The 14,217-nt window shown below is 62.0% G+C and carries 13 protein-coding genes; 9 read left to right on the plus strand and 4 right to left on the minus strand.

Annotated elements, in window-relative coordinates; all coding sequences use genetic code 11:
• Positions 1–172: 172 nt before the first annotated feature.
• On the plus strand, positions 173–430 hold the full coding sequence (locus JEQ47_RS16845; RefSeq protein ID WP_198877586.1) for a hypothetical protein: 258 nt from the start codon (positions 173–175) through the stop codon (positions 428–430).
• 3 nt (positions 431–433) lie between these two features.
• Here JEQ47_RS16845 and JEQ47_RS16850 read toward each other — a convergent pair whose 3' ends face one another.
• From JEQ47_RS16850 to JEQ47_RS21215, 3 genes are all read right to left on the minus strand, one after another.
• A complete protein-coding gene (locus JEQ47_RS16850) occupies positions 434–2,107 on the minus strand; it encodes an FAD/NAD(P)-binding protein (RefSeq protein ID WP_198877587.1) in 1,674 nt (557 codons plus the stop codon).
• 41 nt (positions 2,108–2,148) lie between these two features.
• Positions 2,149–3,240 carry a hypothetical protein gene (locus tag JEQ47_RS16855; protein ID WP_198877588.1) on the minus strand — a complete coding sequence of 364 codons (1,092 nt, stop codon included), beginning with the start codon at positions 3,238–3,240 and terminating at the stop codon, positions 2,149–2,151.
• A 201-nt stretch (positions 3,241–3,441) separates the two neighbouring features.
• Complete coding sequence (locus JEQ47_RS21215) at positions 3,442–4,011, minus strand: helix-turn-helix domain-containing protein (protein WP_198877589.1); 570 nt, start codon at positions 4,009–4,011, stop codon at positions 3,442–3,444.
• Here JEQ47_RS21215 and JEQ47_RS16865 point away from each other — a divergent pair.
• From JEQ47_RS16865 to JEQ47_RS16885, 5 genes are all read left to right on the plus strand, one after another.
• Entirely contained in the window at positions 3,970–5,883 is a 1,914-nt protein-coding gene (locus JEQ47_RS16865; RefSeq protein ID WP_198877590.1) for an AAA family ATPase, read from the plus strand. The two genes, JEQ47_RS21215 and JEQ47_RS16865, sit on opposite strands and share 42 nt — an antisense overlap.
• Positions 5,876–6,073: a hypothetical protein gene (locus tag JEQ47_RS16870; RefSeq protein WP_198877591.1), complete on the plus strand. Its 198-nt coding sequence runs from the start codon at positions 5,876–5,878 to the stop codon at positions 6,071–6,073. The genes JEQ47_RS16865 and JEQ47_RS16870 overlap by 8 nt, the downstream gene beginning before the upstream one ends.
• A 165-nt stretch (positions 6,074–6,238) precedes the next feature.
• Complete coding sequence (locus JEQ47_RS16875; RefSeq protein ID WP_198877592.1) at positions 6,239–6,853, plus strand: hypothetical protein; 615 nt, start codon at positions 6,239–6,241, stop codon at positions 6,851–6,853.
• A 34-nt stretch (positions 6,854–6,887) separates the two neighbouring features.
• Complete coding sequence (locus tag JEQ47_RS16880; RefSeq protein ID WP_198877593.1) at positions 6,888–8,822, plus strand: AAA family ATPase; 1,935 nt, start codon at positions 6,888–6,890, stop codon at positions 8,820–8,822.
• A 90-nt stretch (positions 8,823–8,912) separates the two neighbouring features.
• Positions 8,913–9,467 carry a DNA-binding protein gene (locus JEQ47_RS16885; RefSeq protein ID WP_198877594.1) on the plus strand — a complete coding sequence of 185 codons (555 nt, stop codon included), beginning with the start codon at positions 8,913–8,915 and terminating at the stop codon, positions 9,465–9,467.
• Between the two features lie 176 nt (positions 9,468–9,643).
• Here the strand turns inward: JEQ47_RS16885 and JEQ47_RS16890 are convergent, their stop codons facing one another.
• Positions 9,644–10,792: an ImmA/IrrE family metallo-endopeptidase gene (locus tag JEQ47_RS16890; RefSeq protein ID WP_328769556.1), complete on the minus strand. Its 1,149-nt coding sequence runs from the start codon at positions 10,790–10,792 to the stop codon at positions 9,644–9,646.
• Positions 10,793–11,226: 434 nt separating this feature from the next.
• Between JEQ47_RS16890 and JEQ47_RS16895 the strand changes: the two genes are divergently transcribed.
• From JEQ47_RS16895 to JEQ47_RS16905, 3 genes are read left to right on the plus strand one after another with little or no spacing between them, the layout of a single operon-like run.
• Positions 11,227–12,336 carry a multiubiquitin domain-containing protein gene (locus JEQ47_RS16895; RefSeq protein ID WP_198877596.1) on the plus strand — a complete coding sequence of 370 codons (1,110 nt, stop codon included), beginning with the start codon at positions 11,227–11,229 and terminating at the stop codon, positions 12,334–12,336.
• The gene (locus tag JEQ47_RS16900) at positions 12,333–13,727 is read left to right on the plus strand and encodes a ThiF family adenylyltransferase (protein ID WP_198877597.1); all 1,395 of its coding nucleotides are present in this window, start codon (positions 12,333–12,335) and stop codon (positions 13,725–13,727) included. The genes JEQ47_RS16895 and JEQ47_RS16900 overlap by 4 nt, the downstream gene beginning before the upstream one ends.
• Positions 13,724–14,056: a ubiquitination-like system serine protease family protein gene (locus JEQ47_RS16905; RefSeq protein ID WP_328769423.1), complete on the plus strand. Its 333-nt coding sequence runs from the start codon at positions 13,724–13,726 to the stop codon at positions 14,054–14,056. The genes JEQ47_RS16900 and JEQ47_RS16905 overlap by 4 nt, the downstream gene beginning before the upstream one ends.
• The last annotated feature ends 161 nt before the right edge of the window (positions 14,057–14,217 follow it).

Genomic DNA, 14,217 nt, shown 5'->3' on the forward strand with positions numbered 1-14,217 from the left:
CAGATGTGTTCAGGCGGCGGTGACCTGAGGTCGTTGGGCCGGCGGCAGGATGCCGCAACTCCGGAACCGGCCTTGGTGCGAGGCGTTGGTTCCACGAAGCTGTTTTTTAACACGTCCGCTCTATCGTGGGGTGGGGTACCAGCGGCCAATATCTGGGCGACGGAGCTGATAAGTGACAGCACATGAATTGCCGAGAGCTGAAGACATCGATGCCATCGCAGCGGCCATCTACGATGCCGATCAGGACATGCTCGATGAAGGCGCTGCCGGACGGTTGGCTGCTGGCGATCACGCCACCATCTCCGAACGTCTGATGCGCTTGCCTTGGGCACGGGTCGTTGAGGCCGTGAAGGAATCCTATCGCCGACGCGCACGTGCCGCCGTGGCCGCTCAGCTTGATACGGCACGCGTTCTTCTCGAGCGATTATAGGCCTCAGCGTTCCTGCGCCGTGACGACCTCAGCTTTGATCGCTTCGGCAGCCTTGCTCGCCCGCTGGAGCACAGCCTGCTTGGCGACCAAAAGTTCGCGCAGTGACCACTTCCGTTCGCCGCCGCCAACGACCTGATAGAGCATCACGTGCGGCTCGCCCGACTGTGTCGTGCCGGCGAATACGTTTTGGTAGGTCCTGTCCACGCCGCTGCAATTGCAGATCTGGGTCCAATGGGTGCTGCCCTTTGGCAGCAGTTCCTCACCGTTCGGCAGTTTCATGACCGGGATGCGTTCGCGGATCGATATCAGATAGGTATCCGCGGCACTTGGTGCGGTGATGCCGTATTCGTCATAGACGTTGCGGATTTCGACGTAGCCCAGACGTGCAAGCAGCAGGACCAGGAACTTGTTGATGCCGTTCATCGTGCTGAACAACGGATCGTTGGTTCTCACGAAGACGGTTACGCCCACCAGCCTGGAAGAATTCAAAACCCTGTTCTTGACCAGCTTCGACTTGAATGCGGCGGCGAGCTGATCCCAGGCCTGCTTGGTGAGCAGCTCCCCGAACCCAACCTCGGTCATCTCGCCATCGTAAGCGATGTTCAACAGCTTCTTCACGCTCGGGCCGAGCTCTTCGTCTTCCTGCCATTTCTGCAGCGCATCGAGGAAGTTGGCGAAGCCATGCTCCGGCAGCAGATAGTTGAAGACCTCACTGGCAGCCGAGTTGCCGGAACCAATCACCGCCACCTCATGCCGCCCGGCAGCCGGCTCGGCGTTCACCAGACGGCTCGGCGTCCAGTATTCCGCGTTCGATTGGCCGAGCAGCGAAACGGCATCGCGGCCACTTCCCGGCGCCAGGATCACGACGTCGAACGTCTCGCGTTCACTGCTCTCGTCGTCCATCTCTTCCATGGAGGTGACGGTATTGTCGTCGTTGATATCCTCGTAATCGACCCAATCGATGATCGAAACATTCCCATCCGCCGGGTAGACGCCTTTGACCTTGGTCTGCAGCCGCACCTCGAGCCGGCCTTCGCCGGTGTGCTTGAGGAATTCCTCTTCCGCGAAATCCTTGACCTGCTTGGCCACCTTCTCGATCGGGCCTGGCGCCCATGACAGCACCTTGTCAATCCCGCCGAATTCCATCTGGTCGGTGCCCTTGGCCGGGCAGCACCAAAGCACATCGCCCGCGGAAGCTATCATCACCTGCGAAGGCACGCGGAGGTGATGATAAGGATAGACACGCCGGCCAAAAGCGCCAGCGAAGCGCGGCATGATATGCCGGTGGTGCTCGAACAGGGCGACATTGACGTCGATGTCGGGGTCGTTGAGCAGCGTGAGCACTGCCGTCACTCCCGAAAAGCCCGCGCCAACGACCGCGACACGGAGGGTCCTGCCGGGAGCCAGCTCATGGCGGTGCCTAATTATCCTGGTCGCCAGGTCATAGGCACGAAGCTGCTGGAAATGGATGGAGTCCTGGCCCTTGGCATTGTTCCGGCCCAGCATCTGCTCATCCGACAAACGGTCGAGAGCAGTGGATTGGCGCAGGGTATCGGAAAAGCCTATCGGCTGGCCATCGACGAGGTAAATTCGGGAACAGTCGACGATGACCTGCTCATCGCCTGCCGCCTCCTGGGAAAGGTACCCAACGCAATACTGATATAGTTGGTCAGGCACACGAATCCTCCGACGCGGCTCAGCGCGTCGAAGGTTTATGACTATTCGGAATCAGTCACAACCGGAGTTCGTGCATTTGCACTGGTGTCCAGATCAAATGTCGCTGCAAGAGCCTGAGGCAACAGCATTTCGATCCGATCGACGATGCTCTGGTTCGAGAATTCCTGCTTATCGACCACGATGCCTTCCGGCCCGAGCGGAATGCTAACGCCGTTGCGGGCGAAGATGGGCAGACCGATGTGCCTAATCCGTGGCACAGCCGCGTCGATGCGCGAAACGAGCTTGAGTGCACCCGACAGAATGAGATGGGAGAATTGGTCGAATGCCTGATCCGTGCCTCGAGCCACGGGCCCGGGCATGATGCAGCCGAGGACGCCCAGCTTATAGCGCACGGCATCCCACTGCTCACGATTATGCTTCCAAGCTGCTTGCACCTGTTCGACACTCAGTCCAAATCGCTGCGCCAGATCCGCGATCTCATCCGCGCCGGCAGACCGGGACGGGAAACGCAGCATGAGCTGGTCGAACGCCAGACGTTCGAAATCGAAGCCGACGTTCTCATGCACGATCAGGCTGCCCGGCTCGAAGTGCTGATCCGCCAGACCCGAGTGGTAAAAGATCAGCGGCACGGCGACAGGCCTGGTTTCCCCGGGCACCCCGACGGCATCAAGCCCGACGATGGCGCCATCGGCGCCGACGTAATCGCACCGCACCTTCGCGAAGTCCGATGGAAACGAGCTGAAGGTCAGCTGGTGCTTGTATTGCGCATCCGCACCCTTGGTTTCGTCGATGACGCGGAACACCGGAGCGTCCTGCACGGCGACGGCGAACTTGGCCAGCGAATTGATGGCCGCAAAGATCGGATCGGTCTTCTGCATCTTCGACGCGAAGTACTGGATGGCGCTGGGCGCGACGATCTTCAGCTCGGCTGCGCCGCGCATGGCGTCGCGCACAGCGTCCGATAGCCGGGCCAGCGAGAAGCTGTCCGGGTCCACGACGACGACGACAGAGTCGTCGCGGTCAAACGCAGCCACCCCTTGAACATCGCTCCTCAAGGCGTACGAAGCCTGCAGCATGGCCAGGGCAGGCCCGCGCAGAATCTTGTCCGCAATCAGGAAGGCTCTCTTGGTCATCGCACCACTTCTACCGAGATTCGAATCCGCAAGCGCAGGCAAGCCGGTTCATGAAGCGGCTTGTAGGTCGCAGCGCAGCAAATATCAAATCATACTTGCACGGCGGAAGAATGGGTCGCAACGTCAGGAATTGCAAGCGTCCCTTTATCTTGGGCGGACAGCTGCCCGCCATCATGCCGATGGCTTCGGCGACCCGGGATGTCAGGCCGATACGCGCTCTGCGATTGCCACCCCATGACCGCGAGCATCTTTGAAGAACGTGATGCCGCTCTTCTCGAATGCGCTGATCATGCTGTCCAGCACCCGATCCCCTGGCAGTCGCTCGTCCCGCTCCATTCTCGAGATCGTGGCGACGCCCACGCCGCAATGAAGCGCCGCCTCTGCACGTGACCATCCGAGAAGGGCACGGGCAGCCCGAATTTGGGCCGATGTCACGGCTGGGCTCGTCTCATTGGAATCCATTGCATCATTGTCCAGCACCCTCGGGCGACGGGCAAGCCAAATAAATTGTTCCGTCGGGGTTGAAGAAGATGAGGTGTCATCCAATCTGCTTGGGACGGGCCCCGCCCCCCTCCTTCTCGCATGCCGCTTGAGCCGCATGTCGCCATCGACGGTGTTCTTGTCCACAAGACCCAGATCGCGGAGGGCCCATGCGCGCCGACCGTTCCACCTACTACGACCTCCATGCCCGCTGCTTGCGCGTGGCCACCAACCATTTCGGTGGCGACCATGTTTGAGAACCTGCGTGACGATGACGACGATCACGATCATGACGAGCAGAAGCTCGATCTGATCCAGAGAGCCAAGAACGCCGGCGCGCTCGTGCCGCTCGCATTGTTGCAGAATGCATTGGGCGCACGGGCCGGCATCTTCGAAACGGCACCCGCGCTGTGCGTCTCGATCCACCTGCCGTCCAGCGACTGGGTGGCTCCGATCGTCTCGGTGGCCCAGATGATGGGTCGCTGGAGCAGGGTGATCGAGCCGACCGGCACGACGAGGAACAAGGATACCGCACACTCGGAGAGCATCACCAGGCTCGCGGCGGGCGGAAGGGTACTTTGCGTGTCGACGCCGCAGCTGCCCCTCTCGCCGGTGGCCGCCGCGGCGGACATCGAGGTTAAGATCGACAAGATCGGCATTGCCGACGTCTCCCGAGCCATTCTCAATGCCACGGGTAGCCGTCCTCGGGGACTGAAATCCGAGGATATCGCTGGCGTAGGCCTTATCCAGGCCATGGCCGCCATCCGCGCCGACACTACGGCCGCCTCTTGCCTCAAGCGCCTTCGTGCAGCCGGCACACCCGCTGCGGTCGATCCGCTGGTGCAGGCGGCCCCGCTGTTGTCCGAGCTGCGCGGGTATGGGGAAGTGGGGGCTTGGGGAGAGCGTCTGGTCAAGGATCTGGACCTGTGGCGCCGGGGTGAGCTGCCGATGTCCGCCATCCAGCGCAATGCAGTCCTGGCCGGTCCCCCGGGGGTCGGAAAGACGGCGTTCGTCCGCTCCCTCGCGAAGACCGCCAAAATCCCGCTCTTCGCCAGCTCCATGGGGACGTTGTTCGCGACGACTTCGGGCTATCTGGATTCTGTGATCAAAGGCATCGACGCACTGTTTGCGAACGCCAGCCGCGTCGCACCGGCGCTGATTTTCCTGGACGAGCTGGAAGGGATCCCCAGCCGCTCCACCCTGGATACCAGGCATGCGTCATGGTGGACGCCGGTGGTCAACCATTTCCTGACGGTGCTCGACGGTTCCACTTCGTCCGCCGCAGCCAATTTGATCGTGATCGGCGCGACAAACCACCCGGACCGACTCGATCCAGCGCTGGTGCGCCAAGGCCGGCTCGATCAGGTGCTGTGGATCAGTCCACCCGACGAGACCGAGCTCGTCCATATCTATCGTCAGCACCTCGGTGCCGAGCTTGCGGACGCGGATCTGTCCGGTGTCGCTGCACTGTCGCTGGGTCATACCGGCGCGGACGTGGTGGGTTGGATCAAGAGCGCCAAGGCCATCGCCCGATCGCAAACCCGCCCGATGATGCTGGCCGACCTCGTCGAGGCGGTTTGCCCCACATCGTCTATGTCGCAGGAAGACAACTATCGCGTGGCGGTTCACGAAGCGGGCCATGCCGTGGCGGCCGACGTGCTCAACACCATGCAGGTGAAGAGCATCGCGTTGACCGGCGGTAGCATTGGGGGCCGCGTAATCTACGAAAAGGACTCCAAGCCGATCTTGAGCCTTCAGGACAATCTCGACTTCGTCGTTCAGCTTCTCGCAGGCCGGGCAGCGGAGGAGATGGTGTTCGGTACGGTGAGCGGCGGCGCGGGTGGCAGCAACGAAAGCGATCTTGCGCGGGCAAGTGCGCTGGTCGCATCATGTCACCTGTCTTGGGGACTTGGCGCTTCGTTGATGTTCATGGCCGAACCGCAGGATGCATTGGCGGTGGCCTTGCGCAATCCGAGCTTGATCCGCGCGTTGGATGCTCAACTCGCTGAACTCTACTCCAAGACGCTCGAACTGGTGCACGCGCATCGCTCGTCGATCCTTGCGGTGGCTGAATTGCTCGTCAGGGACCGAGCCATCTCGGGCGACCAGTTCGATCACCTCATGCGAGCACGGCCCATTCCGGTGGAGGAACGCGATGCGTGAGCGCCTCCTCGATCTGCTCGAGCGCCTGGTAGGAGTGCAGGAGGCGCTTGGGGATGAGGCGTTCAATCTGGCCTGTCAACGCGCCAAGCTTGCAGTCGCCCGCGTGGCCATGGAGCACGCTACGAACCGTGCGACGCGAAAAGCGCTCCCTTCGACCGTCTCCGATGCCGCCAAGGAAAGCAGGCATTAACCAAGTATCGACGCTATGATCTATTTCCGATCAATTGATCTTTTTTAGATCAAGATGGCGTGATACTGATTTCTTCGTCGGGCAAGGCCTTGACCATTATCGTGATCAACGCATGCATGCCCTTCGGCATCCGTGGCGACGCACCCCTTGACTTGGAGTTTAAAGATGTTCGCCACATCTTTGGGCGGAGCGACGCCCCTTTTCGACCTCAACGACGCCAAGGCCTCGCGTCTGTTCCACGAGCACCGCAAGCTTGGCAACAACGCGAAGAACTATATCTCCGCGCATCCCAAGCTCATGGGTCTCGGGGACGATCCGGTGGTTCAGCACCTTCTTGCCAGCGCGGGCTTCAGCCCCGTGGACGCCTATGTGATCCGCCTGGCCGCCGAAGGACGCATGATCACCGCGATCTGCGTGCCGACCCGCATCTGGCGGCATGAGGATTGTCGCCTCGAGTTGCACGAGGTGAAAAAGGAAGCGCGGGCCCTGCGCACCAACTGCATCCTGGTGCCGCAGCGCTGGCTGCGCGCCGAAACGCGCAGCGCCGTGGCCCGTGTCGTGGCGCAGGCGAGGAACACGCGCTTCACTCGCGCCCAGATGGATGCGGTCCTCGAACACCTGCGCAAGACCCGCATCAGCACCATTGCAGAGACCGCGCATGCCTTGGTCGACCACTCCGACCCCATCGGCGTCGTGCTGGCCATGGCCGGCCAGGGGATGGTCGACCTTGATCGCTCGACGCCGCTGCACCCCGGCACCTGGGCATCCACCCGCTTGTAGCCCGCAGACAGCTTCATCACAGAGAATGATTTCGATGCGCAAGCTCACAGTCTTGAAGAATTCCACTCACCGCACCGATCAGGACACCTGCACTGCTGATCCGCGATCGCTCCTGGGCATCGCACTTGTCGAGGCAAGCCTGCCCCGTGCCGTTCTGGGGCGGCTCATCAATGGCGAGCAGTACGGCCTCGTGCTCGTCGTGCCGAGCCTGCACCATGCTCATATCGTGGAGGAAGGCCTCCGCCAGCTTCTCCCTGGGAACGCCGCGGTGTCGGTCACCGCATCCTGCCCCCCTGGCGAAGCCAGCACCCTTCTGTTGCACGCGCTGCAGCATGCACTGCCTGCCATTGCCATTATCACCCAGGGCGAGGAGGCCCCCATCGCCTTCGCAGCGTTGGCCGACTTGACCATTCGCGTGCGGGGACATGATGCGCGAATGGTCAGGACGACGATGCGCAAGGTTCTCGAACAGCCGATCCCGCGCTTCCCCAAGGACCTCGTGCTTCACCCTGATCCTGCCTTGGTCTGCCGCTGCATCCGTCATGGTCTTGAGCCCGTCAGGATTGTGAGGGCCCTGCAGCGACTTGGTCAGTCCATCAACCAGACGGGGCACGAGCGGCTGCCGGACCTGGAGGACTGCATCGAGTTCGGTATGGCTCGCGAATGGGGTCTTAGCGTCAAACGCGATATCGCGGCATGGCAGCAGGGTAAGCTGCCGGGCATCGATCTTGACACCGCATGTCTGCTTGTCAGCCCTCCGGGCAACGGCAAGACTTACTTCGCCAAGGTGCTTGCCCGCTCCCTTGGGCTTCCGTTGTTCGAAATCTCCATGGCCAGCATCTTCGACAACGACGGCTGTCTCAACGACGTTCTCAAAGCGCTTCGCGAGCAGTTCGATGCCGCAGCGGCCGCTGCACCGGCATTGTTGCTGCTCGACGAGATCGACAGCTTCTCGAGGAGGGACGCCGCCGATAACAACCGCTCCTTCACGACAAGCATGATCAATGAGCTGCTCACCCTCCTCGATGGCGCTTCTGGACGTCTGCCGGGCCTTGTGGTCGTCGCGGCGACCAATCTGCCCGACTTCATCGACCCCGCTCTTCGTCGTCCTGGTCGATTGTCCCGGACGATCGAACTGCAGCCGCCCGACCGGGAGGGCCGAGAGCATGTCCTGCGCTTCCACCTGCGTGGAGAGCTCGAAGGCGAGGATCTCAGTCGGGTTCTCGACTTGACCGAAGGTGCCACATCGGCCGCCATCATGGATCTCGTTCGATCTGCCCGTCAGCAGGCCCGAGGGCTTGGCTCGCCTTTTGCGCTGGATCACATCGAAGCCGAACTGGCCGCATCCGATATCGAGGACGCAGCTCTTCTGGAACGCGTGGCTGTGCATGAGGCCGGCCACGCGATCGCCTGCCTGGTGCTGCCCGGCGCGCCAGTCTTGAACAGCATATCCGTGCTTGGCAACGCGGGCTCGGCGGGACGTGTCCAGACCTTCGATCCACTTGGACCCGCAACACGGGCGACCTTGCAGGCTCGCATCATGATGCTGTTGGCTGGCCGAGCCGCGGAAACCCTCGTTTTCGGCGATGATCCGAGCGACGGCGCCAATCTGGACCTGCGCATGGCCACAGCGCTTGCAGCAAGCATGCGCGCTCAGCTCGGCATGTCGTCGTCGCTGCTGTATCACCGGAACGTCGAGGACCTTCTGCTCAAAGACCCCGCTTTCGCTGACTGCATCGATGAGGACCTGCAGACCTTGCTCGATGCGGTCACGGGGGTTTTGGAGCAGCTATTGCCCCACTTGCACGCTCTGGCTGCAAGGCTTGTCGAAGAGCGTTTCTTGACACGCCATCAGGTCATCGACGTCTTCAACGCGACAACAATGAGCGAACGCGCCTCGCTGACGGGCGCCGCCACGCCACGTTCAGCGGCGTCCCGATACGCGGCGGCCGAACCGATCTCGCCCTAGGCCCAACCAGATGCATTCCAGGATGGCCGGTCCAGCCGGCCATCTCCACTGTACCGGTACAGTACGGTACACAACACGGAGATCCAGCAAATGAGTAACGAGATCGCCACGTTGGAACGCGTTCGAGACGCTGTGGCAGCACTCCGCCAAAGCGGCATTCAGGCTACGGCCGAGAACGTGATAAAGCGTATCGGCGGCGGCAGCAAGAGCACCGTGATTGGCCATCTGCGCGTGCTTCGGACTAAGCCCGTCGAGCCGGATGCTGTTCCGCCCGCTGTTGTGGAACTGGCCCGGTCCGCCCTCGCGGAAATCTACCAGGCCGGGGTGAAGGCTGAAGGAGAGCGTCTGCGCTCCCTGTCGGAGCGCCTGTCGCTGCTGCTTGAGGAGCAGGACGTTGAGCTGCAGGACCTGGCCGTCGAGAATGCGCGGCTCGAGAACGAGTTGAGCGGCCTTCGCGCAGCACACGAAACCCAAACCGGTGAGTGCGAGGATTTGCGGCGGCGACTTCTCGAGGCTGATCAACAGCTTCGTCTTTCGAGAAGCGAAGCCGACCTGGAACGGAACGAGCGCTCCGAAACCACCATAGCCAGGCTCGAAGCGTTGCTTTCGGATGCGACCGAAGCCCTGCAGGGCAAGAAGAAGTAGACCTGGAGAACGACACCCACGCTGGGTTCGATTGGGCACGCAAGCCAGAGCTCACGATGCCCGGCCGTGCCACCTCAGCGATAGCAGGGGTCTAACCGGTGCCTGCGAACGTCAAGACAGGTGCGCAAGGACCGTTCGCCGGCGAAGTGCCTTGGCTTGGTGCAGGACCACGATCCTTAGTCTGCCTCAATGCCCAACTGCTGACGTACCTCCCCACGCACCATCAGCTTGGAAAAACGTCTGTAATCGTTGAAGGTTCGCTGCCAACGCCCGGCGACGATCGAGGGATGTACCTCGGCCTTCCGTGCCACGTCCTTGATCCCTTCGCCTGTCATGTCCGCAGAATTCGCTAGCCGCCAGATGTTTGGGGGCACGAGCGCGTTCTGGGCGAAAGTATCTGCCTCCTGTTCGATCGCGTCATGACCCTTCAAGTCGAGATCGTCGACAATGATCGGGGCATCTTTCCCCAGGTGATGCGTTACGTGACAGAATTCATGGAGCAAGGTGAACCAGAAATTGTCCGCCCGATCATGCCGTATGGTCAGGGCGATCACAGGGGTCCGGTCCGCTCTGCACATGGCTGCACCGTCGAGAAACGTGCCGGGAAGATGCGGTAAGGCCACGAAGGCAATGCCCCAACCAGCCAGCTTGGCACCCACCTGTGCGGGACCATTGTCGGCGCAGCTGAGCGCAGCGAGTTGTCGTGCCTCGTCCATTCCAAGGCCAGACTGGGGCGGACCTACATCGAGCTGCTGGGACTTGATGACCGCCGCGGCGCACCACGCTTCCAGGGCGGCCAGATCCGTTTTCGCATTGGTCCTCTCGGTGCGGGTCTTGCGCATCAGAGGGATCGGTGACGAGTCTCCGAATGCGCGGCGAACAAATGCTCCGGCATCCTCTTTCGCCTTCATCAGGCGAAACGACCGAAGTGTTCGCAAAGCAGCAGGAGATGGCTCCATCCTGTCCTTGGGCAACTCCGCAGGCGAGCCGAGCAGGATTTCTGCCGGAATATGGAGATGGCGGTGGAGTGCCCTGATCATGTCGATGGTCAGGGATCTCGTGCCGGAAAGCACCTCCGAAACGCGGGCCCTCGAACCGATATAGCTCTCAAGATCCCGTGGTTTCAGGTTCTGCTGCTGCATCCTGAATTTGATCGCCTCAACGGGCGTTGGCGCGTGCCACTGATATTGGCGCTGATCCCATTTCTCGATGAGCGCCTGCAGGACCTCCAACTCATCCCGCTCATCCGGCGTCGGCGCCGCCATGAGTGCCTCGGCCCGTTCCAGAGCCTTTGCATAGTCGCCTTCACTGCGAATAGGGCGCACGATCAAGGTTTGCTTCTACTTTCTTTCCGCGAGGACGTTGCAGGCCGACATGGGCCCGCGGAGCGAACGAGGACCATCTGCGAATCATATTCGAACATGAGGACGACGCAATGGTCTGCGTCGAGGTAGATAGTCACATGCTGGCCGTCGACGTCGGCAGTTGGGTAGTGACTCCGCACGGCCGCTTCGTCGTCCCAACAACCATGCTCCAGCTCCGCGACGAGGGCTCGAGCAAAGCCGCCTAGCGCTGGATCGCTGGATGAGATGAAGCCCGTCAGCCTGCCTATCCCCATCAACTTCATGACGAATCGCATATCAGACTGCGTCGCACAAGTGAAATCGCTCCCATGGCGGGATCAATGTTGTTGCGCTCGCGCCAGACTCATGCCACGCTTACATTGCTCCCGCTGTGGGAGCGTTCATAAGGCATGAAAATGATTGAAATCGAAAACAGCGCCGCGCTGGCTCGCGGCAGCAAGAAGACGACCATCTCGGTTGCCGGCACCGATCTGGTGTTCCGTCCCGTTCAACTGGAGACCGACACCCCGACGGGGGGACAGATCGCCAAAGCCAGCGGGTTTTCCGACGATCAGCAGGCCCACGTTCTTCAGTGGCGCGAGGACAACGACCTCGAGGACCTGCGCCTCCACGAGGAGGCAAACCTCAGCAAGGGCACGCGCTTCATCGTTGCCCAGTCCAGCGGCACCGACCGGATCACCATCAACGGCGACCGAGTCGACTGGCCGGCGCCCGTGGTCTCCGGCGCGATCGTCCGCAAGCTGGGCGGCATCCCTCCCGACGATCTGCTCTTCCTGGAGCGCCAGGACAAGCCCGACCGTTCGGTCATCGACGACGACCTCATTCCCATCGAGGGCGACGGTGTCGAGGCTTTCAAGAGCCGCAAGGCGGTTTGGGAGCTCTCGGTGCAAGGGGTCAAGATCACGTCCAACGTTCCAGAGATCGTTGCGGCCGATGCCCTGCTCAAGGCCGGGTTCGAGGATGCCGGCGCGTGGATCATCGTTCTCAAGGTCGAGGGGCAGCCCAAGCGCCAGCTTGCTGCGACGGACAAGATCGATCTGCGCACGCCCGGGATCGAGAAGATTCGCCTTACCCCCAAGCAGGTCGACAACGGCGAGGCGCGCACTGCGCCCCGCCGCGACTTCGACATTCTTCCGGTCGACTCGACCTATCTCGACAATCTCGGTTTCGCCTGGGAGACGATCCTGGAGGGCGGGCACCGCTGGTTGCTCATTGCCGACTACGCCGTGCCCGCCGGCTATCAGGCCAGCGCGGTGCAGCTGGCGCTGTTGGTGCCGCCGACATATCCACAAGCGGAGATCGACATGTTCTATGTCTACCCGCCTCTGGCCAGAACGGATGGCGGCGCCATTCCAAATCTGATGCAGCAGGTCATCGGCGGCATCACCTTCCAGACCTGGTCGCGTCACCGGGGTCAAGGCGCCGTCTGGAACCCCCGTCGCGATAACGTCGTCACCCACCTCGCTCTGGTCGAGTCGGCGATCGCCAAGGAGGTTGGAGAATGAGCCGGCGCGATACCCTGGTTCTCTCGGGAAGTGCCCACCAAGCCCTCAAGGCGCATCTCATCTGCGGTGACGGCAACGAGGCCGCCGCCATTCTCCTCTGCAAGGCGACCGCGGGCGACAAACGACGTTTGCTGGTGCGAGAGGTGATCCTCGTTCCCCACGATGCCTGCCCCTTGCGCATGCCCGACCGTGTAGTTTGGCCGGGGGACTTCATCGAACAGGCCATCGATCGGGCGGAGCGCGATGCTCTCCTGGTCATTCTCATCCACTCCCATCCGGGAGGTTGGTTGCAGTTCTCCGAGGTCGACGATCAAAGCGACCGATCGACGATGCCGGCGCTCTTCGCGGCTTTCGGCCAAGAGCATGGGTCGGCCATCATGACCCCCGATGGCGCCATACGCGCACGGTTTTACCGTCCCGACATGAGCGTCAGGCCCGTGGACCTGACGACCGTCGCCGGTGACGATATCAACTACTGGTGGAACGATGCCATCGAAGATGCCGAACTGGCACCTTGGCCGCTGCCGTTCACGACGGGAATGCGCAAAGAACTCGGGCGCCTCTCCATCGCCGTCATCGGCGTTTCCGGGACAGGTTCACTGGTGGCCGAGCAGCTTGCCAGGATGGGTGCGCGGGTGACCTTGGTCGATTTCGACCATATCGAGCGCAAAAACCTCAACCGGATCATCTATGCGACTTTGGCGGATGCTGAGGCCAACCGCCTCAAGGTCGAGATGTTCGCAGAGGCGGTGGCATCCTATCGCGGCCCCGGCGTGGCAGTGCCGATCGCCAAGACCGTCGCCTCTCGCGACGCGGTGCTGGCCGTTGCCCAGTGCGACGTGATCTTCAGCTGCGTGGACACGCAGGAGGCTCGCCAGATCGCCGATCTCATCGCTGCGGCGTTCCTCATTCCCTTGTTCGATGTGGGCGTCGTCATTCCAACGCGAAAGGCCATCGATGGGATGGCGATCGCCGACGTGTGCGGGCGTATCGACTACGTTCAGCCCGGCGGCGCTACCCTGAGCGACCGTGGCGTCTACACCCCGGAAGGCCTCCGTGCCGAATACCTTCGCAGGGTCGATCCCGAAGCGTTCAGACAGGAACTCGAGGCCGGCTACATCAAAGGTCTGATGGAACAGGCGCCATCCGTCATCTCGCTCAACATGCGGGCCAGCTCGGCAGTCGTCATGGAGTTCATCGCTCGCGCCTTCCGCTTCCGTCACGACAGCAATCGTGGTTTCGCAAGAACTGAATTCAGCCTTGCCGCGGCTGAGGAGGAATACCGGAACGAGGACGATTTCGAACATGTGCCCGATGCCGCTCTGGCACGCGGAGACGAGGAGCCGTTGCTAGGGCTACCGGCCTTGGGACCGGGAAGGGATCAGCCGTGATCGGGGTGCCGAAATGGGTGCACCGACTGCTGGACCGGTTCGGACCGGCACGGCGCCTGCACGTCATTGCAGGTGACCGCCTGCCACCCCGGATGCCGGCGCGTGACTTAGTGCTGGCGGTCGACGATGGCGAACCCTGGAGCATTGGCATTCAATGCCCATGCCGCTGTGGCGACGTCATCGAGATGCTGGTGATCCCCGGCGCCCGGCCCCGATGGGATTTCACGATCGACGACGACGGCCGGCCGACGCTTAGTCCTTCCGTCTGGCGCAATGTTGGCTGCAAGTCGCACTTCTGGCTGCGCAAGGGGCGTGTGCATTGGTGCTGACTGCCATGGGCAGCAAGGCGCACGCTCCACTTCTCATGCCTGCGGGCGGGCGCCTCGCTGGCAACCCTGCCGAAGGACTTGGAAAAGGGAGGAACCCATCCCATGTCTTCGGTCCAACCACATCGCCTCGCCGGCGATATGCAGGCGGGAGACCAGCGTTG

Origin of the sequence: Devosia sediminis, assembly GCF_016411825.1 — a bacterium.
Lineage (GTDB): Bacteria > Pseudomonadota > Alphaproteobacteria > Rhizobiales > Devosiaceae > Devosia > Devosia sediminis.